Raw genomic sequence first — 19,340 nt, 5'->3', positions numbered from 1 at the left:
CAGGCGTACGTGTAAGCGTACCGTGGGTTCGAATCCCACCCTCTCCGCCAGAAAAGCAAAACGCCCCCTCGTGGGGCGTTTTGCTTTTCTGGCGGTGACAACCAGCCCGGGTTCGACAAAGTTGTCAGGAACAGATTTGGACAGCCGCATGGCTGGCCCCGCAGTGCATAGCGCGAAGGGGTTCAGCCCAAGGATGGGCCGAACAATCCCACACCCACTCGCCGCCACCTCGCACATGCGACGCGTTGCCTCTCCTGCTAATCACCCCACCCGCCAAACACTCACCCCACCCGCACTCTTGTCCAGCGCATCCAGCCTCTGCTCATGCAACGCCAGCTCTTCCGGCGACGCATGCAGGACGCGCGGACGCGCATGCAACACCACAGGTGCGATGACCGCCGTGGCGCGCTGTTCAGCCGTACCAGCAAAACCCAGATCGAACGCCTCCTGCCCCGAGGTCATCGCCAGGTAGACATCCGCAAGCAGCTGCGCGTCGATCAGGCCGCCATGCAGGTCACGCCGCGAGTTGTCCACACCCAGCCGCTTGCACAGCGCGTCAAGGCTGTTGCGTTGACCTGGGTAGCGGTCGCGCGCCATCGCCAGCGTGTCGAGCACGCTGCAGCGATCGCCGATCCGGCCACTGCCGTTGTCCAGTCGCCCCAGCTCGGCATCGAGAAACCCGATATCGAAACTGGCGTTGTGGATGATCAGTTCGGCGCCATCGATGAAGGCCAGGAACTCGTCCACCACCTCGGCGAAGCGCGGCTTGTCGAGCAGGAATTCGTCGGCGATGCCGGTGACCTGGCGCGCACCCTCATCGATCGCGCGATCCGGGTTGAGATAGGTCTGGTAATACCGGCCGGTAAGCCGGCGCTCGACCATCTCGATGCAGGCGATCTCGATCAGCCGATGTCCCTGGCGAACTTCCAGGCCGGTGGTTTCCGTATCGAGAACGATCTGCCTCATGCCGCGCCCTTCATCAGTTCCGCCTGTTCACGCGCTGCTTGGTCGACCCGTTCGTTCTCGACATGACCGTTGTGGCCCTTCACCCACTTCCAGCGCACCTGATGCGTGCTGACCGCCGCGGACAGGCGCTGCCACAGATCCTGGTTCTTGACCGGCTTCTTGTCGGCGGTACGCCAGCCGTTCGCGCGCCACTTCGGCACCCACTCCTCGATGCCCTGCATCACATAGCGCGAGTCGGTAGTGAGCATCACCTGGCACGGGCGCTTCAGTGCCTCAAGGGCGCCGATCGCCGCCATCAGCTCCATCCGGTTGTTGGTGGTGGCCGGGTCACCGCCGGCGACCATGCGTTCGCTGCCCTTGGCCCTTAGCAAGGCAGCCCAGCCACCGGGGCCCGGATTGCCCAGGCAGGCACCGTCGGTAAATGCTTCCACTTCGCTCATCGTTGTCCACGTATTCCATTGAAAGTCACAGCGCCGCACTGCGCCGCGTACCGGGCGACAGTCGGCTGTTCGCCGGTACCCGCACCGGTACCGGTTTGATCCGCAGCGGCGTGGCCATGCGGCGACGCTTGCGCGCCAGCAGCACATAGGCGCCACCCCACGCATTCACGCCAGTGGGCCCCGCTGCCTCCATGCCAGCCGGCCAGGTGTGCCCCACCCGCTGGGCTCGCTCGATCTTCAGCCCGGCCTGTTGCAGCCCGTGACTGAGCCGCAGTGGCATTTGCAGGGCCTGTTTGCCACCGCGGGTACGCCACCAGAACCAGGGGGCCCAACCGCTGAGCGGGTGCACACCGGTCACCACCAGCACGCCGCCAGGTGCGAGCACACGGACCGCTTCGGCGAGCACAGCTGCTGGCGTCGGAACGACCTCCAGTGCGTGACGCAAAAGCACCAGCTCGAACGCATCGTCGACGAATGGCAGCGGCTCGTCAGCCATGGCGTGCAGGTCGCCGCGATAACGGTCTTCGCTCGCCCACAATCGGGTCCAACTGCCCAGCAACGGCAAGACGGGCGGCGCATCGTCGGCCGTCGCGCTCAGCAGCAATCCATGTGTGCCGAAACAGCGCTGCAGATCGGTCGCCATTACACGTGACTGGTCATCCAGCAATCGGCGCAATGGCGCACTGGCATAGATGTCGCGATCACGTTGAAGCATGCAGCCGGCCTGATCCCAATCTGTTCGTAGAGTGTAGCGGCTGACGCCCGCTCGGTAGCAGACAAAATGGAACTGCCGCACGCAGCTGAATGGCCGAACGCCCAGTTAACGATCTTCTAACGAGCTGGCCGCAAAGCCTCTTTATAGTCCTTCGCTTCATGCGCGCCCCGGACGGCTGCGTCTGTCGTTCATCTAGGAATCGCCATTCCGTTCATCGGGATGCTCCTTAAACGCAGCGGAGCTCAATCTTGCATCTCGTTCCGTTACCGGCCCTGGTCGACAACTACATCTGGTTGCTGCACGACGACGGCGGCAATGCCCTGGTGGTCGACCCCGGCGACGCCATGGTCGTGGAGCGGGCCCTGGCGGCACGCCGGCTGAAGCTGCGCGCGATTCTGTTGACCCACCATCACCACGATCACACCGGCGGTGTCAGCGAGCTGTGCGGGCATCATGCCGTGCCCGTCTACGCACCCGTCGACGAGCGCATCGGCGAGGTTACCGTGCGGGTGCACGACGGTGACTCGATCGAGCTGACGCTGCCGCAGATCCACTTCGACGTCATTGCGATACCCGGCCATACGCTGAGCCATGTCGCCTACCACGGGGCGGGTGTGCTGCTTTGCGGAGACACCTTGTTCAGTCTGGGCTGCGGCAAGCTGTTTGAAGGCAGTCCGGCTCAAATGCTTGCCTCGCTGGACCGCCTGTCCACACTGCCTGGAAAAACCCTGGTCTGCGGCGGCCACGAATACACCGAAGTCAACGCAAGATTCGCTCGCACCATTGATCCGGAAAATCCCGAGCTGCGCCAACGCCAGCAAGAAGTCGCCGCACTGCGAGCGCAACGGCTTCCCACGTTGCCGGTTGCACTCGCCGATGAACTGGCCGCCAACCCGTTCCTGCGCGTCGACACGGATGCGATTGCTGCATGGTGCCGACAACGCGGTATCCACGATGACCGCGTCGCGCGTTTTGCCGCCGTGCGCGAAGCCAAGGACGGATTCAGCTGATGCGCATTCGCCACCTACAACTGCTGCCCCTAACCCTCTCGATTCTGCTTGCCGCCTGCGCTGGGGCACCCACGCAGGCACCCCCCCGAGCCCCGGTTGAGCCGCTTGCGACGGCGACCGCTGATACGCCCGTCACGCCTTCGGTCGACAAAATTGCAGTGACCCCAGTAACGGTCGACATGTGGGAGCAGTTGCGCGGCAGTTTCGCCATGGCTGACTGCGACGCCGACCCGGAGATACTGGCCTGGGCCACGCGCTACACCCGCAATCCGCAGCAATTCGAAGATCAGCTGCACGACGTGTTGCCACAACTGGCCTACGTGCAGCAGGTTGCCGCGCAGTACGACGTAGCCGGCGAGTTCGTCTTGCTGCCTTGGATCGAAAGCCATTTCCGGCCCGTGCCCGGCCGCAGGAACCGTCCTGCCGGCATCTGGCAGATCATGCCCGTCACCGCGGGCTCGATGGGACTGCGTGTCGACGGCCATTACGACGGCCGCCTGGATGTGCCCGCGGCCGCCAACGCCGTCATGAAACTGCTCAAGCAATACCACGATGAGTTTGGCGACTGGCGCGTAGCCGACTACGCCTACAACGCCGGCGAATTCACGGTAAAGAAATACATCCAGCGGCACGGCATGCCCGCGGATGAGCCCGCGATGCCGGCATGGCCGGTACGCAAAGTAACCCGCGAACACCTGGCCAAACTGCTCGCGATGGCTTGCGTCGTGCGCGAGCCGGATCGCTTCAACGTCAGTTTGCCGACCCTGCCCGACGAACAGCATCTGGTGCAGGTACCCCTTCCCCGCTCCATGCCGATCGCGCAAGCCGCCGATCACGCCGGCATGTCGGTGAGTGCATTGAAGGATCTCAATGCGGCATTCCGCAGCGACACGATCGACAGCGCTGCCGCGTCCTACCTGCTGCTGCCGGTAGGTCATGCCAAGCAATTCCGCGACGCCTTGCTGGATCAGGGCAACCGCTCGACCGCCAGCGCAAGTCTCCCATTCAACATCAGCAACAGCGATCCGGCGACACCCTCGCCCGTCACCAGTGCACCGGCCATCACGGAGCCACGCCAACAAACCCACACCGTGCAGTACGGTGAAAGCCTATGGCAGATCGCCCGCCATTACTCGGTAAGCACAACCCAGCTGCAACGCTGGAACCATTTGCGCGGGAACACACTGAAGCCAGGCCAGGTGCTGCAGGTCAACGGCACTCACTAGAAGTCGCTGCTGCGCGGAAACCGCCCGGGCCAGATGCACAGTGGCAGAGCTGGCGCAAGTACGGCAGGCCCAAGTCATGTGAGCCGTCAGAAACAGCCTGTTCGCGGTTGCCGACACGGTCCTTCGTTTTCCATCCTGGGCATGGACGGTATGTGATACCTCCCTCATCCAGAAGCAGAAGGGGCAGCCCGTGGCCGCCCCTTCTGCTTCTGCGAATTGCACGACAGGGCTTACATCAGGCTATTGTTGATCTTGATCTTGGTCTTCGCACGCAGCAACTCAAGCATTTCATGCGTGGCTTCGGCCCCATAGACCTGGGCCATCTGCTGACGCAGCGCATCGCGCTGCTCCGGTGGAACCTTTGACAGGTCGCCGTCCTGCACCTTGTCCACGGCCAGCAAGGCATAGCTGCCGTCCTTCATGTCCACCGCGGCGAACTGAGCCTTGCCGGCGACGGGATGGGGCAGCAGGAACGCCTGCAAGAGCAACGCTGCCGGCAGATTGCTGCCCTGACGGGTAGCCTCGCTCACGCTCTTGAGTTCACCCCCCATCGCGGCAGCCACCGCCGACATGGCTTCACCCTTGTTCAGGCGCGCCAATGCTTCGTCGGACAGTTTCTTTTCGGCGGCGGCCACACGTTCGTCGATGATCTTCTTCGTGATGTCCGTGCGCACCTCGGCTACTGGACGCGCCGCAGCCGCCACGTGCTTGTCGACGTGGATCACCACGGAGTGATCGTTGCCGAGGTCGATCAGACCAGAATTGTTGCCCTGTACCAGCACGTCATCGCTGAAGGCAGCGGCGATTACCTTCGGATTCGCAGCCAGACCTTCGCCACCCTTGCGCGAGAACAATCCGGTGCTCTTGATCGGCAGATTCAGGGCGGTCGCGGCCGGCTCCAGCGATGTCGGGTTCTGATAGGTGCTGTCGGACAGCTTGCCGGCGACATCGTTGTACTCGCGGTCGCGATCAGCGGCCGAGGCTTCCTTGACCAACTGGTCGCGCACTTCGTCAAACGGCTTGGATTCGCCGCTGCGGACGTCGCGCAGCCAAATGATGTGATAGCCATCGGGCGACAGGATAGGCTTGGAAATCTCGCCTTTCTGCAAAGCGAACATCGCCGAGTCGAAGGCAGCGTTCGTCACGCCCTTCTCCAGCCAGCCCAGATCGCCGCCCTGGCGCTTGGAACCGAGATCCTCGGAATCCTGTTCGGCCATCTTGGCGAAATCGCCTGGATTGAGTTCTGCCGCGATCTTCTCGGCCTTGGCCAGTGCCGCCTTCTGCTGGTCCGGCGTGGCGTTGGCAGGCACGTTGATCAGAATGTGTGAAACGAGCCGCTGCTCCGGCTGCACGAAGCGATGCTTCTCTTCCTCATAACGCTTCTTCAGATCCTCGTCGCTCGGCGTGCTGTCCGGCTTGAGATCGGCGCCATTGACTTCGATGTACGTCACCGAGACCTGCTCGGGATTCATGTAGTCGGCCTGGTGCGCCTTGTAGTAAGCCTCGATCTGCTCGTCGCTTGCCGTGTTATCGACCTGGGTCGGCCGCGGCAACAGGAAGTAGCGCAGATCACGACGCTGGGTGAGCAGGTTCAGATAACCATCGACCTGCGCATCGGTCGCGATGGTGCTGTCGGTGATCGCATCCGGCAGCAGCTGTACCGCCAAGGAGGAGCGGATTTCGCTCTCGAACATGTCCGGCGTCTTGCGCTGGCTGGCCAGCCACGCGCGGTAGCTGGTCGGATCAAACTGGTTGTTGACCTGGAACACGGGAATCTGGGCGATGTAGTCGCGCACCGCCTGATCGGCCACGCGCATGCCCCATTCGTCATTGGCCTGCAGCAGCAATTGCTGGTTAATCAGCCCATCCAGAACCTGAAGCTTGACCTCAGGTTTCTCAAACACGGTCGGGTCGAACTTGTCCCCCAGTCTGGCGCTCAGATCCTGGCGTGACTGATTCATGCCACGCTGAAAATCCTGCTGACTGATCTCACGCTTGCCGACCTTCGCCACGAACGAGTCCGCGTGCGACATGAAATAGGTCTCTATGCCGAAGAACGACATCGCAAAAACGCAAACACCAAGAAGGACGATGGACGGCCATCCATGCATCTTGTTACGCATTGCCTGCAGCATTGAAATCTTCCCGCTACGTGGTTGAAGGCGCATGACCCGCGTGGCGCCTGGACGTCATGGTCCGCTGACCACGCCTACCCGATCAGCCGAACCATCACGCGGACGCATCCTGCCTAAATGACAAGGGCGCCACACGGGCGCCCTTGCGAACTGTGGCGGAGTGGACGGGACTCGAACCCGCGACCTCCGGCGTGACAGGCCAGCATTCTAACCGACTGAACTACCACTCCGCATTTTTCTGGTGGGTGCTGTAGGGATCGAACCTACGACCACCGCCTTGTAAGGGCGACGCTCTACCGCTGAGCTAAGCACCCGAAACCAAGCGTCAGCCGCTTAGTTTAGGGCATCCTTGAGGGTCTTGCCAGCCTTGAAGGCAGGTACCTTCGAGGCCTTGATCTTGATCGCTTCGTTGGTGCGCGGGTTGCGACCGGTACGAGCGGCGCGCTTGCGCACGGTGAACGTGCCAAAGCCAACCACCGAGACGTCCTCGCCCTTCTTCAACGACTTCTGCACGGTTTCGAAGAAGGCTTCGAGAGCGCGGCCGGCATCGGCCTTGGTCAGCTCGGCCTTTTCGGCAATGGCATTGATCAGATCGGTTTTATTCATTGAGAAAACTCCCTTGTTCGGATTCGCACAACGTGGTCGGTCCAGAGACGGGACAACGCCGGCATGGATGGTTGGCTCTTGACTAGGTGCCGTAACGCAACCCCGCATCGCTGCGCTGACTGAAGTAACGCCGGGACTGCGGTGCCGCCTTTATACCAGTGCCTTGCCGGAATCCGCAACACAAGCTGCAGCAACGTTTCCGGCAGATCGATGGCAGAAGAAATCGCTTGCAAAACCAGCGCCAGAGGACTAGCGCGCGAAGTCATCGACTGACAGTCCCATGCAAACAAAAATGCCCTGCCGAAACAGGGCATTCCAGACCGGTCGATCCAGCGGCAGGATCAATGCGTGCGCGAGTGCACTTCCGCAGCCTCGCCGGCAACCGCTGCCGTTGCCTCCTCCTTCGCCGGATTCGGCTGCAACGGGCGCTCCAGGGCGATATCGAGGACTTCATCGATCCAGCGCACCGGATGGATTTCCAGCGAGGACGTGATGTTGTCGGGCATATCCGCCAGGTCCTTCTTGTTGTCCTCCGGGATGATCACCGTGGTGATGCCGCCGCGATGCGCCGCCAGCAGCTTCTCCTTCAGGCCACCGATCGGCAGCACGCGGCCACGCAAGGTGATCTCGCCCGTCATCGCCACTTCGGAACGCACCGGGACCTTGGTCAGCACCGAAACCAGCGCCGTGCACATCGCGATGCCCGCACTCGGGCCATCCTTCGGCGTGGCGCCTTCCGGGACATGGATGTGCACGTCGAGTTTCTGGTGGAATTCCGGATCGATACCCAGCTGATCGGCACGCGCACGCACGACCGACAGCGCGGCCTGGATCGATTCCTTCATCACATCGCCCAGCTGCCCCGTATGCACCAGGCGGCCCTTGCCAGCCACCACCGAGGCCTCGATGCTGAGCAGCTCGCCACCAACCTGGGTCCAGGCCAAGCCAGTCACCAGACCGACCTCGTTCTGCAATTCCTTGCGCCCAAAGTCGAAGCGACGGACGCCCAGGTAATGATCCAGATTGCTCGAATCCACCCTGACCCGACCCGCAGCCGGCTTTGCCTTGACCTTGGCCGTCTTTGCCGGCGGCGCCTTGGCCTTGGCTTTTTTCACCTCGCCCAGCGTCAGCTCCTTGACCACTTTGCGGCAGATTTTTGAAATCTCTCGCTCCAGATTGCGCACGCCCGACTCGCGCGTGTAGTAGCGAACGATGTCGCGCAGCGCATCTTCGCTCACGCTGAGCTCTTCCGGCTTGAGGCCATTGGCCTTGAGCTGCTTCGACAGCAGGTATTTCTGCGCAATGCCCAGCTTCTCGTCCTCCGTGTAGCCCGGAATGCGGATGACTTCCATGCGATCCAGCAACGGCCCGGGAATGTTCAGAGAATTGGCCGTGGCAATCCACATCACCTCGGACAGGTCAAGGTCGACCTCCAGGTAATGATCGTTGAACGCGTGGTTCTGCTCCGGGTCGAGCACTTCCAGCAGTGCGGACGACGGGTCGCCGCGGAAGTCCATCGACATCTTGTCGATCTCGTCCAGCACGAACAATGGATTCTTGGCACCGACCTTGTTGAGGTTCTGCACGATGCGGCCCGGCATCGAACCGATATAGGTGCGCCGGTGACCGCGGATCTCGGCCTCATCGCGCACGCCACCCAGGCTCATGCGCACGAATTTCCGGTTGGTCGCCTTGGCGATCGACTGCCCCAGCGAGGTCTTGCCCACGCCGGGCGGCCCGACCAGGCACAGGATCGGCCCCTTCATCACCGACACGCGCTGCTGCACGGCAAGGTATTCGAGGATGCGATCCTTGACCTTCTCAAGCCCGAAGTGGTCGGCATCGAGCACCTCCTGCGCCAGCTGCAGGTCCTTGCGCACCTTGCTGCGCTTCTTCCACGGCACGCCGACCAGCCAGTCGAGGTAGTTGCGCACCACGGTGGCCTCGGCCGACATCGGCGACATCTGCTTGAGCTTGCTGAACTCCTGCCGCGCTTTGGACAACACGGCCTTGGGCATGCCGGATGTCTCGATCTTCTTCTGCAGTTCCTCGACCTCGTTCGGGCCCTCCTCGTTGTCGCCGAGCTCCTTCTGAATCGCCTTCATCTGCTCGTTGAGGTAGTACTCGCGCTGGCTCTTCTCCATCTGCGACTTGACCCGGCCGCGGATGCGCTTCTCGACCTGCTGCAGGTCCATCTCGCCATCGACCAGGCCGATCAACAACTCCAGCCGCTGGCCCACGTCAGCCGTTTCCAGCACCTTCTGCTTGTCGGCCATGCGCACCGACAGGTGCGCAGCGATGGAGTCGGCCACGCGCGACGGATCGTCGATGCCCGACAGGCTGGCCAGCACTTCGGGCGGCAGCTTGCGGCTCTGCTTGACCAGTTGCTCGAACAGCGAGATCAGCGTGCGCGAGACCACATCGAGCTCGCGCTCCTTGGCGTTGTAGACCGGCTCGATGACGCGCGAGCGTGCGGTGAGCATGCCACCTTCCTCACGAAAATCCTCGACCGACACGCGCGACTGGCCCTCGACCAGCACCTTGACCGTGCCATCGGGCAGTTTCAGCAGCTGCAGCACGCCGGCCAAAGTACCGACCTGATGCAGATCGGCAATCTCCGGATCGTCGATATCCGGGCTCTTCTGCGCCACCAGCAGGATCTGCCGCTCGCCCTCCATCGCGCGCTCGAGTGCACGCATGGACTTGTCGCGACCGACAAACAGCGGAATGACCATGTGCGGGTAGACCACCACGTCGCGCAGCGGCAATACCGGCAAGGCGTCCAGCGCAACGGGAAGGGAGGCGTTCTTGGCCATGGAAGACGGGTTCCTCGAAATTCGGATCATGGTTCGTCCCGACACTGCGCCGGGTACATCTTCAGGTCAAGTGGTGGCAGATGCCTGCTCACTCAAGGTATACGGGCGCTGAAAACAGAACGGCCCCGACACAATCGCCGGAGCCGTTCTCATGACAAGCCTACGGGCGAGGATCAGGCAGCGCCGCTGCCCTCGCCTGCCACGCGCTGCTGCAGGTTGCCGCGATAGATCAGGTAAGGCTCGGCCTGGCCGTCGATCACCGCGTCGTCCACCACCACCTTGCTGACGTGCTCCAGCGAAGGCAGCTCGTACATGGTATCGAGCAGCACCTGCTCGAGAATGGTGCGCAGGCCACGCGCGCCGGTCTTGCGCTTGAGCGCCTTCTTGGCGATCGCCTGCAGGGCCTCGGGGCGGAACTCCAGCTCCACCTCTTCCATCTCGAACAGCTTCTTGAACTGCTTGGTGACAGCGTTCTTCGGTTCGGTGAGGATCTTCACCAGCGCAGGCTCATCCAACTCGTCGAGCGTGGCCACTACCGGCAGGCGACCGACGAACTCGGGGATCAGGCCAAACCGCACCAGATCGGCCGGTTCCACATCAGCCAGTACCTTGCCCAGGTTCTCGGTGCGCTCCTTGCTGCGGATCTCGGCCGAGAAGCCGATGCCGGTGGTCTCGGAACGCTGCTGGATGACCTTTTCCAGGCCCGCGAACGCGCCACCGCAGATGAACAGGATGTTCTTGGTGTCGACCTGCAGGAATTCCTGCTGCGGATGCTTGCGGCCACCCTGCGGCGGCACCGAGGCCAGCGTGCCTTCGATCAGCTTCAGCAACGCCTGCTGCACGCCTTCGCCGGACACGTCGCGAGTGATCGACGGGTTCTCGCTCTTGCGCGAAATCTTGTCGATCTCGTCGATGTAGACAATGCCCGACTGCGCCTTCTCGACGTCGTAGTCGCACTTCTGCAGCAACTTCTGGATGATGTTCTCGACGTCCTCGCCCACGTAACCGGCTTCGGTCAGCGTGGTGGCGTCGGCGATCGTGAACGGCACGTTGAGCAGGCGCGCCAGCGTCTCGGCCAGCAGCGTCTTGCCCGAACCGGTCGGACCGATCAGCAGGATGTTGGACTTGCCAAGCTCGATGTCGTCGCTCTTCTGGCGCGACTCGATCCGCTTGTAATGGTTGTACACCGCCACCGCCAGCGCCTTCTTGGCACGGGTCTGGCCTACCACGTACTGATCCAGCGACTCGCGGATCTCGCGCGGCTTGGGAAGTTGGGTACGGCCGGAGGCGGCCTTCTCCTCCAGCTCCTCGCGGATGATGTCGTTGCACAGCTCCACGCACTCGTCGCAGATGAACACGGACGGACCCGCGATCAGCTTGCGCACTTCATGCTGGCTCTTGCCGCAGAAGGAGCAATAGAGAATCTTGCCGCTGTCGCTGGAACGCCCCTGCCGGTCGTCGCTCATACTTTCGATCCCGCTGGTAAATCTGAATGCGCCGCGAGAATAACACAGGGCTCCGCGTCTGCATCCAGACGCGGAGCCCGCTTCACGGCTCGTGGGTACGACGTGGGAATCAGGCTGATTTCACCGTCTCGCCGGCGCGCTTGTCGAGCACCTCGTCGATCAGGCCGTAAGCCTTTGCGTCCATCGGGCTCATGAAGCGGTCACGCTCCATGTCCAGCTCGATCTTCTCCAGCGGCTGGCCGGTATGCTCGACATACAGCTTGTTCAAGCGCTCGCGGATGTAGAGGATCTCGCGCGCCTGGATCTCGATGTCGGTCGCCTGCCCCTGCGCACCGCCCGAAGGCTGGTGGATCATGATCCGCGAGTTCGGCAGCGCGAAACGCTTGCCCTTGGCCCCGGCCATCAGCAGGAACGAGCCCATGCTGCAGGCCTGGCCGATGCACATGGTGCTGACATTCGGCTTGATGAACTGCATGGTGTCGTAGATCGCCAGACCCGCGGTGACCGCACCGCCCGGGCTGTTGATGTAGAACTGGATGTCCTTGTCCGGATTTTCCGACTCCAGGAACAGCATCTGCGCGACCAGCAGGTTGGCGACCTGGTCGTTGACCTCGCCCACCAGGAAGATCACCCGCTCCTTCAGCAGGCGGGAATAGATGTCATAGGAGCGCTCGCCCCGGGCCGTCTGCTCGACGACCATCGGTATCAAATTGAGGTTCTGGATCTGGTCCATGGCCATTGCGGCTCTCCGGTTGATGTGCCTGACAGTATGGCATCGGGCCTGACGTCAGGTCAGGCCCGATGGGCGTAGCGCCTGAATCAATCAGGCGCCTGCCGGGCGCATCACGTCATCGAAGCTCAGGTCCAGGTTGGTGGTCTTGGCATGCTCCGCCACCCACTCGGCCACCTGGTCTTCCATCACGCGATTCTGCAGCCCGGACATCAACTGGGGGTCGCCGTTGTAGAGTTCAATGACCTTCTCCGGCTCCTCGTAGGTCGAGGCGATCGCGGCGAGCTGCTCGGCAACCCGCTTGCGGTCGATCTTGATCGACTGCTTGCGGGCGATCTCGCCCATCAGCAGGCCGGCGATCACGCGCTTGCGCGCGATCGGCATCGCCGCCTCGATCAACTGCGGCGGCGGCTGCTGCCCTTGCGGCACACTGCCTACGGCCATGTTGCGCGCCTCGGACTGCACCATCAGCTTCGGCACATCCAGCTCGGCGTGGCTATCAGCCAGCTTTTCGGCCACTTCGGACTTCAGGCGTGCCATCAGCGCCGCCTTCAGCTCGCGCTCGAGATTCGCACGAACTTCCTTGCGGAAAGTGTCCAGGTCGCCATCATCGATGCCGAACAGCTTGGCGAATTCACCGTCGAGCTCGGGCAACTTCGGCTCCTGCACCTTGATGATCTTGAAGCTGACCTTGGCAGTCTTGCCAGCCAACTGATCGTTGCGAAAATCTTCCGGGAACGCGATTTCGGTGTCGAAACTGTCATTGGCCTTGCGACCGTTCAGCGCTTCGTCCAGCGCCTTGAACAAGGTACCCGAGCCCAGCACGCTGCCGGCACGCTCCAGTCCTTCGGTCGGGAAACGGTAGTCGCCGGCTTCGGCGGCGTATTCGAACATCACGAAGTCGCCCTCGACCGAGGCGCGCTCCACTTCCTCGAAGCTGCGGCGCTGCTGGCGCAGGGTCTCCAGCATCTTGTCGATGTCGGCATCGGCCACCACGGCCACCGGACGACTGATCTCCAGCGCAGCCACATCCACGGCCGGGAACTCCGGCATGATTTCGAAGGTTGCGGTGTACGCGATCTCGCCATTCTCCGGCTGGCCGGTGGTATTGATCGCCGGATTCGCGATCGGCTGCAGCTTTTCCTGCTCCACCGCTTCGCGCAGCGTGCTGCCAATCAGGTCGGACAGCACCTCACCTCGCACCTGCGCGCCGAAACGCTGCGTGATCACCGTCGTCGGCACCTTGCCCGGGCGGAAACCCTTCAGCCGCACCGTACGGCCCATTTCCGCGATACGCGCACTGACCTGCGTCTCGAATCGCTCCGCGGGGAACTTCACCGTGAGCTTGCGCTCGAGCGTGCCGATGTTCTCAACCGAAACCTGCATGACGTCTCCTGGTACTACCTGATGTTGTGGGCCTGCCACAGGCGCCATGGCGACAACCGTCGCCAGCAAAAAAGCAAGGAAACCCACGGGGCGTGGTGCGAAAGGGGGGACTCGAACCCCCACGGGGTTAACCGCCAGAACCTAAATCTGGTGCGTCTACCAATTCCGCCACTCTCGCCTGTTGCCCCGTCAGACTTGCACAACTACATGATTATGAAGCCTATTTCATCAGCTCCATGGATCCCGTCGTTGTCTCCGACATGCACTCGGCACGTCGGTCTAAGTCAATGATTACCTTATACGAAAGCGGACCATTTTACGGTTGCAAAGCCTCGCAGCACAAGTCAGTCAGCCGCGATGACGCAATCATTTCCGCAACGTCACCAGTCGTCGAAATCCCTCGGCAAACATGCCGCCACTGGCCGCAAGCATGTCTCAGGAAAACCAAAACGCCGATCGCAAGCGATCGGCGTTTTGGTTTCATTGGTGGGCCGTGAAGGATTCGAACCTTCGACCAATTGATTAAGAGTCAACTGCTCTACCAACTGAGCTAACGGCCCTTGAACTGACTTGCACCTGACAACCTGACTTGAAGCCGGCAGGCTTGAAACTGGGGTGGATGATGGGATTCGAACCCACGACAACCGGAATCACAATCCGGGACTCTAACCAGCTGAGCTACATCCACCATCGATCGATACTGGCGCGCCCGACAGGACTCGAACCTGCAACCGTCGGCTTAGAAGGCCGATGCTCTATCCGGTTGAGCTACAGGCGCAGTCACTGCGCGGTAGAACGTTTCGCTGGTCGGGGCAGAGGGATTCGAACCCCCGACTTTTGCGTCCCAAACGCAACGCTCTACCAGACTGAGCTATACCCCGTTTCGAATCCCCGATCGTGTCGCCACCGGAGCCTTGAAATGTTACGGGTGACGCTTCGCTCAGTCAATCCGTATCGAAGCACACCTTCCTGCCTCATCGCCGTTTTCGCGAAGAAGAACCACCTTCTCCGTGAAAACAAAACGGGGTGCAAGCACCCCGCCTCGCCGTATAAAAATGGTGCGCCCGGAGAGATTCGAACTCCCGACCACCTAGTTCGTAGCCAGGTACTCTATCCAACTGAGCTACGGGCGCACTGAAAAAATTGTTCGAACTTCACCGTCTCCATGCGTGAACATCAAGGCGGTGAAGCAAGGAGCGGAATTATTCAGGGTCCAGCCCTTTGCGTCAACACTTTTCGTGAATTTTTTTCGTCACATCTCAACAGACCGCACGAACATGACCTGACAAATGATTTTGCCGTTCATCCGCCGCGATGCTCAGGCTCCGAGATCGCGGCACCACGAATCAAGAGGGCGGCCAATGGCCGCCCTCTCTTTCATTGCTGCTCGGCAAAACGCTTATAGCCGTCCAAACCGGGTCAGCCATCCAGGCCGGAACGATTCTGCGTTGCCGGTTCGACCTTGCCCACCGCCGACCCTGCATCGCCCTTCGGCGGTGGCGGCGGTGGCGGCGTGCCGGACGATGCGTTCTTGGTCCAGTCGGCCGGTGGCCCAGGTTCGCGCCCGGCCATGATGTCGTCGATCTGGTGCGCGTCGATGGTTTCGTACTGCAGCAGCAGCTCGGCCATCGTATGCAGCTTGTCGAGGTTCGCGGTCAGCAGCTCCTTGCTGCGCGCATAAGCGCGATCGAGAATGCCACGCACCACCTCGTCGATCTTGCTCGCCGTCTCGTTGGAGATGCTCTTGTGCTGGGTCACCGAGCGGCCAAGGAAAACCTCGTCCTCGTCCTCGCCGTAAGTGATCGGACCAAGCTCATCGGACAGGCCCCACTTGGTCGCCATGTTGCGCGCCATCTTGGTAGCCCGCTCGATGTCGTTGGACGCGCCGGTGGTGACCTTGTCGGCACCGAAGATCAGCTCCTCCGCCACGCGTCCGCCATACAGGGAGCACAGCTGCGACTGAATCGCCACACGGTTGATGCTGTACTTGTCGCCCTCGGGCAGATACATGGTGACGCCGAGCGCGCGACCGCGCGGAATGATCGTCACCTTGTAGACCGGGTCGTGCTCGGGCACCAGGCGGCCGACGATGGCATGACCTGCCTCGTGATACGCAGTGAGCTTCTTCTCGTCCTCGCTCATCGCCATCGAGCGACGCTCAGTGCCCATCAGGATCTTGTCGCGCGCCTTGTCCAGGTGATTCATGCGCACTTCGCGGGCGTTCTCGCGCGCGGCAAACAGCGCGGCCTCGTTGACCAGGTTGGCCAGGTCGGCACCGGAGAAGCCCGGCGTGCCGCGCGCGATCGTCATGGCATTGACGTCACTGGCGGTCGGCACCTTGCGCATGTGCACCTTGAGGATCTGTTCGCGGCCGCGCACGTCGGGCAGGCCCACCACGACCTGGCGGTCAAAGCGGCCCGGCCGCAACAGCGCCGGATCCAGCACGTCGGGACGATTGGTCGCGGCGATCACGATGATGCCTTCGGTACCCTCGAAACCATCCATCTCGACCAGCAGCTGGTTCAGCGTCTGCTCGCGTTCGTCGTGGCCACCGCCCAGGCCGGCGCCGCGATGGCGACCGACCGCGTCGATCTCGTCGATGAAGATGATGCAAGGAGCGTGCTTCTTGGCCTGCTCGAACATGTCGCGCACGCGACTGGCACCGACGCCGACGAACATCTCGACGAAGTCGGAACCGGAGATCGCGAAGAACGGCACCTTGGCCTCGCCCGCAATCGCCTTCGCCAGCAGGGTCTTGCCGGTGCCGGGCGGGCCGACCATCAGCACGCCGCGCGGGATCTTGCCCCCGAGCTTCTGGAACTTGGACGGGTCACGCAGGAACTCGACCAGTTCGCCGACCTCCTCCTTGGCCTCGTCGCAACCGGCGACATCGCTGAAGTTGACCTTGATCTGATCTTCGCCCTGCAGCTTGGCGCGCGAACGGCCGAAGCTCATCGCGCCGCGACCGCCGCCACCGGACTGCATCTGGCGCATGAACCAGATGAACACGCCGACGATCAGGAGCACCGGCAGCCAGCTGACCAAAAGGCCGATCAGCGAGAAGCCCTCGGACGGATCCTGGCGCACCTCGACGCCCTTGTCCTGCATCTGCTTGACCACCGCATTGGTGGAGAAGCCGAGCATCGGGGCCACCGTGCGGTACGCGCTGCCGTCTTTCAGCTTGCCGCTGAGCGTGGCTGGCTGGTCGGCGCTGATCGTGGCGCTGGCCACGTTGCCGTTGTCCACGCTCTGCACAAAGCTGCTGTAGGGCAGATCCGAGGAGGACGTACCGCGCGGGTTGAAGTTCTGGAACACGGCGAACAGCACCACCGCGATGATTACCCAGAGCAACACATTTTTCGCTGTTTCATTCATGCACGGTTCTCGCCCGGTGACACCGCGGAGGGCTTGAGCCCCACCGCCAGTGCGTACACCTCACGCGAACGCGCGCGCGAGGCCTTAGGTTTACGCATGGTTACGCGGGTGAAGTCCGCGCGCAAGCTGCGCAGGTAATCGTCAAAACCGGCTCCCTGGAACAACTTGATCAGGAACGAACCGCCCGGCTTGAGCCATTGTCTACTGAAATCGAGCGCCAGTTCGGCCAGATTCATCGCCCTGATCTGATCGGCCAGCGCCACACCACTCATATTGGGGGCCATATCCGACAGTACAAGATCCACCTTGAGCCCCTCCAGGCGTGATTCCAGCTCGTGCAACACGGTTTCCTCGCGGAAGTCACCCTGCAGGAAGTCCACCCCGGCGATGCTCTGCATCGGCAGGATGTCCAGCGCGAACACCTTGCCGGTATCGCCCAGGCGGTTGCGCACGAGCTGCGACCAGCTGCCCGGCGCAGCGCCGAGGTCAACCACGTTGATGCCTGGCTTGAGCAGCCGGTCGCGCTCGATCAGTTCTTCCAGCTTGTAGACCGCACGCGAACGCAAGCCCTCGGCCTGGGCTTTCTTCACGTATTCGTCATTGAAATGTTCACGCAGCCAGACTGCGCTGCTTTTGCTGCGGGCCATGTCGTTGGGGTCGCCGATTGGGGAACGGGATGCCGCATGATACCCTTTGGCGTTCACTGACCGCGAATCGAGCACCACCGCATGGCCCTTTCCTCCTCGCAGATCCGTTACCTGCGCAGCCTCGCCCACGATCTGAGCCCGCTCATCCTGCTTGGCAACAAGGGGGCTTCGGCGGCCGTGGTCAAGGAGCTGAACCTGACGCTGGACATCCACGAGCTGGTCAAGGTGAAGCTTTCAGGCGGCGACAAGGATGAGCGGCAGGCGCAGATCGACGTGCTCGTCGATGGCACCAAGGCCGAAGAAGTGCACCAGATCGGCCATGTCGTCGTGCTGTTCCGCCGCAACGACGACGAACCGAAAATCGCCCTGCCACGCTGAAGGGCCGCCGGATGGACCTCTCGCTCGACCGTCCCGAAGGCTATTTGTTCGTGCGTCGCGTCGGCGACCGCAGCGTCACCCTGGTCGACCGCGAGTTCCAGAGCAGCTTCCTGCTGGCACCGGACCGGGCGATCGAACACTGGCCGGTCGATGACGCCGCTGTGCTGGATGCCTGCCATGTCGATGCCGTGCTGGCCCTGCAGCCGGAGCTGGTGATCCTGGGAACCGGCGAACGCCAGATGTTTCCGGCACCCGCCTTCATGGCCGGCTTCCTGCGCAAGGGTGTCGGCATCGAGGTGATGGACAACGCCGCCGCCGCACGTACCTACAACCTGCTGGCAGGCGAGGGGCGACGCGTGGTGGCCGGATTCATTCTGCCGCCCGCTTGATCACACGGACAATCGTCGATCCGGCCATCCTGCGACCATCTCAACGCGACGGTAGATAACCCAGCGGATCGACCGGATTGCCGTCCTTGCGGATCTGGAACTCCAGCTCATTGCGCGACGCACCGGTGGAGCCCATCTCGGCAATCTGCTGACCGGCGCTGACCCGCTGCCCCTCCTTCACCAGCCGCTTGCTGTTGTGGCCGTACGCAGACAGGAAGCTGTCGTTGTGCTTGATGATCACCAGCTCGCCATAGCCGACCAGGCCGTTGCCGCTGTAGACCACCACGCCATCGGCAGCGGCGCGCACCGGATCACCCTGCTTGCCGCCGATCTCGATGCCGGGAATCGCGTCGCCACTCTGGAAGCGGCTGACCAGGCTGCCTTCGGCTGGCCAACGCCAGTTCACTCCACTGACTGCACGCGAGGGGCCGCTCGGCGCAGCGACCGGTGCCGGCGGCGCTATGGAAGCTGGCGGCACACCCGCTACCGGCACGACTTGCGTGGTGGATACCACGGCTGGCTGTGCCGCCTTCGATGATGGCGGCAGAGGGGGCGCCGGTGGCGCCAGCACCGCGTGCGTCGATGTGTTGGCGGGCGCCGGCGTCACTGCCTCGAATACCGGAGCTGCCGCAACTGCCGGCGTTGGCGTGACATGTGGGGGTGCGGTTGGCAAACCGGTGGTAACCGGCTTGCCGGATGGCGACAGCGTCAACCGTTGCCCTGGCCAGATCGTGTAAGGCGCCGCGATGCCGTTCCATTGCGCCAGGTCGCGAAAATCCACGCCGTTGCGGAAGGCGATCGAATACAGCGTGTCGCCCTTGGCCACTTCATAGCTGCCGCCAGGAACCCGCGTGCGTGCCGGCATCGCGGTCGCGTGGCTGCCGTAGCCGTTACCCGTTGCCGGCTCGACCACCACCGAACTGCGCATGGTGCCGCAACCGGCAAGCAGCATAGACACGGCAATCGCCGTCAGCCATGGGAGAGTTCGATCCATGCGCATCAGCATAGCGAGGCCGAGCAGCTTTTTCATGCAGGGTTGCTCCGCCAGTCAGCTG

The 19,340-nt window shown here is 62.5% G+C and carries 16 protein-coding genes and 8 tRNA genes; 4 read left to right on the top strand and 20 right to left on the bottom strand.

Translation table 11 applies throughout. The annotated features are described in order from the left end of the window. Nucleotides 1-261: 261 nt before the first annotated feature. From dnaQ to B0E46_RS13255, 3 genes are read right to left on the bottom strand one after another with little or no spacing between them, the layout of a single operon-like run. On the bottom strand, nt 262-966 hold the full coding sequence (gene dnaQ / locus B0E46_RS13265) for a DNA polymerase III subunit epsilon (RefSeq protein WP_077556259.1): 705 nt from the start codon (nt 964-966) through the stop codon (nt 262-264). After that, a complete protein-coding gene (gene rnhA / locus B0E46_RS13260) occupies nt 963-1,406 on the bottom strand; it encodes a ribonuclease HI (protein WP_077556258.1) in 444 nt (147 codons plus the stop codon). Before rnhA ends, dnaQ begins: the two co-directional genes overlap by 4 nt. Before the next feature lie 25 nt (nt 1,407-1,431). Beyond that, nucleotides 1,432-2,121 (bottom strand): methyltransferase domain-containing protein, encoded by a 690-nt coding sequence (locus tag B0E46_RS13255; protein ID WP_077556257.1) that lies wholly within the window; start codon nt 2,119-2,121, stop codon nt 1,432-1,434. 248 nt (nt 2,122-2,369) lie between these two features. Between B0E46_RS13255 and gloB the strand changes: the two genes are divergently transcribed. Continuing rightward, nucleotides 2,370-3,131 carry a hydroxyacylglutathione hydrolase gene (gene gloB / locus B0E46_RS13250; RefSeq protein ID WP_077556256.1) on the top strand — a complete coding sequence of 254 codons (762 nt, stop codon included), beginning with the start codon at nt 2,370-2,372 and terminating at the stop codon, nt 3,129-3,131. A gap of 158 nt (nt 3,132-3,289) precedes the next feature. Beyond that, nucleotides 3,290-4,357 carry a transglycosylase SLT domain-containing protein gene (locus tag B0E46_RS13245; RefSeq protein WP_343124472.1) on the top strand — a complete coding sequence of 356 codons (1,068 nt, stop codon included), beginning with the start codon at nt 3,290-3,292 and terminating at the stop codon, nt 4,355-4,357. Between the two features lie 230 nt (nt 4,358-4,587). On the opposite strand, the gene B0E46_RS13240 is transcribed toward B0E46_RS13245, so the two are convergent. The 16 genes from B0E46_RS13240 to rlmE form a co-directional block, all read right to left on the bottom strand. After that, entirely contained in the window at nt 4,588-6,492 is a 1,905-nt protein-coding gene (locus B0E46_RS13240) for a SurA N-terminal domain-containing protein (RefSeq protein ID WP_077556255.1), read from the bottom strand. Between the two features lie 153 nt (nt 6,493-6,645). Continuing rightward, nucleotides 6,646-6,722 (bottom strand) — tRNA-Asp (locus B0E46_RS13235). A gap of 9 nt (nt 6,723-6,731) precedes the next feature. Then, a tRNA-Val gene (locus B0E46_RS13230) sits at nt 6,732-6,806 on the bottom strand. A gap of 19 nt (nt 6,807-6,825) precedes the next feature. Beyond that, entirely contained in the window at nt 6,826-7,098 is a 273-nt protein-coding gene (locus tag B0E46_RS13225) for an HU family DNA-binding protein (protein ID WP_007511239.1), read from the bottom strand. Nucleotides 7,099-7,439: 341 nt separating this feature from the next. Then, nucleotides 7,440-9,914, bottom strand: coding sequence for an endopeptidase La (gene lon, locus B0E46_RS13220; RefSeq protein WP_077556254.1), 2,475 nt, complete (start codon nt 9,912-9,914; stop codon nt 7,440-7,442). Nucleotides 9,915-10,087: 173 nt separating this feature from the next. Beyond that, nucleotides 10,088-11,380, bottom strand: coding sequence for an ATP-dependent Clp protease ATP-binding subunit ClpX (gene clpX / locus B0E46_RS13215; RefSeq protein WP_077440358.1), 1,293 nt, complete (start codon nt 11,378-11,380; stop codon nt 10,088-10,090). A gap of 109 nt (nt 11,381-11,489) precedes the next feature. Continuing rightward, entirely contained in the window at nt 11,490-12,113 is a 624-nt protein-coding gene (gene clpP / locus B0E46_RS13210; protein WP_217316351.1) for an ATP-dependent Clp endopeptidase proteolytic subunit ClpP, read from the bottom strand. 90 nt (nt 12,114-12,203) lie between these two features. Continuing rightward, a complete protein-coding gene (gene tig / locus B0E46_RS13205; RefSeq protein WP_077556252.1) occupies nt 12,204-13,496 on the bottom strand; it encodes a trigger factor in 1,293 nt (430 codons plus the stop codon). A 93-nt stretch (nt 13,497-13,589) separates the two neighbouring features. Beyond that, a tRNA-Leu gene (locus B0E46_RS13200) sits at nt 13,590-13,674 on the bottom strand. A 306-nt stretch (nt 13,675-13,980) separates the two neighbouring features. Further along, nucleotides 13,981-14,056: transfer RNA gene (locus B0E46_RS13195), tRNA-Lys, on the bottom strand. A 51-nt stretch (nt 14,057-14,107) separates the two neighbouring features. Further along, a tRNA-His gene (locus B0E46_RS13190) sits at nt 14,108-14,184 on the bottom strand. A gap of 13 nt (nt 14,185-14,197) precedes the next feature. After that, nucleotides 14,198-14,274, bottom strand: a tRNA-Arg gene (locus B0E46_RS13185). 26 nt (nt 14,275-14,300) lie between these two features. After that, nucleotides 14,301-14,377: transfer RNA gene (locus tag B0E46_RS13180), tRNA-Pro, on the bottom strand. 175 nt (nt 14,378-14,552) lie between these two features. Next, nucleotides 14,553-14,629: transfer RNA gene (locus tag B0E46_RS13175), tRNA-Arg, on the bottom strand. Nucleotides 14,630-14,915: 286 nt separating this feature from the next. Further along, nucleotides 14,916-16,871, bottom strand: coding sequence for an ATP-dependent zinc metalloprotease FtsH (gene ftsH, locus B0E46_RS13170; protein WP_168171212.1), 1,956 nt, complete (start codon nt 16,869-16,871; stop codon nt 14,916-14,918). Next, nucleotides 16,868-17,518, bottom strand: coding sequence for a 23S rRNA (uridine(2552)-2'-O)-methyltransferase RlmE (gene rlmE / locus B0E46_RS13165; protein ID WP_077556250.1), 651 nt, complete (start codon nt 17,516-17,518; stop codon nt 16,868-16,870). Before rlmE ends, ftsH begins: the two co-directional genes overlap by 4 nt. An 81-nt stretch (nt 17,519-17,599) precedes the next feature. On the opposite strand from rlmE, the gene B0E46_RS13160 reads away from it, so the two are divergent. Together B0E46_RS13160 and B0E46_RS13155 are read left to right on the top strand one after the other, a co-directional pair. Then, a complete protein-coding gene (locus B0E46_RS13160) occupies nt 17,600-17,896 on the top strand; it encodes a YhbY family RNA-binding protein (protein ID WP_077446100.1) in 297 nt (98 codons plus the stop codon). Between the two features lie 11 nt (nt 17,897-17,907). Beyond that, nucleotides 17,908-18,285, top strand: coding sequence for an Mth938-like domain-containing protein (locus B0E46_RS13155; protein ID WP_077556249.1), 378 nt, complete (start codon nt 17,908-17,910; stop codon nt 18,283-18,285). A 40-nt stretch (nt 18,286-18,325) separates the two neighbouring features. On the opposite strand, the gene B0E46_RS13150 is transcribed toward B0E46_RS13155, so the two are convergent. Further along, entirely contained in the window at nt 18,326-19,291 is a 966-nt protein-coding gene (locus tag B0E46_RS13150) for a peptidoglycan DD-metalloendopeptidase family protein (protein ID WP_077556248.1), read from the bottom strand. Between the last annotated feature and the right edge of the window lie 49 nt (nt 19,292-19,340).

This window comes from Rhodanobacter sp. B04 (genome assembly GCF_002001125.1).
Lineage (GTDB): Bacteria > Pseudomonadota > Gammaproteobacteria > Xanthomonadales > Rhodanobacteraceae > Rhodanobacter.
This window is presented reverse-complemented; position numbering and strand designations above follow the sequence as displayed.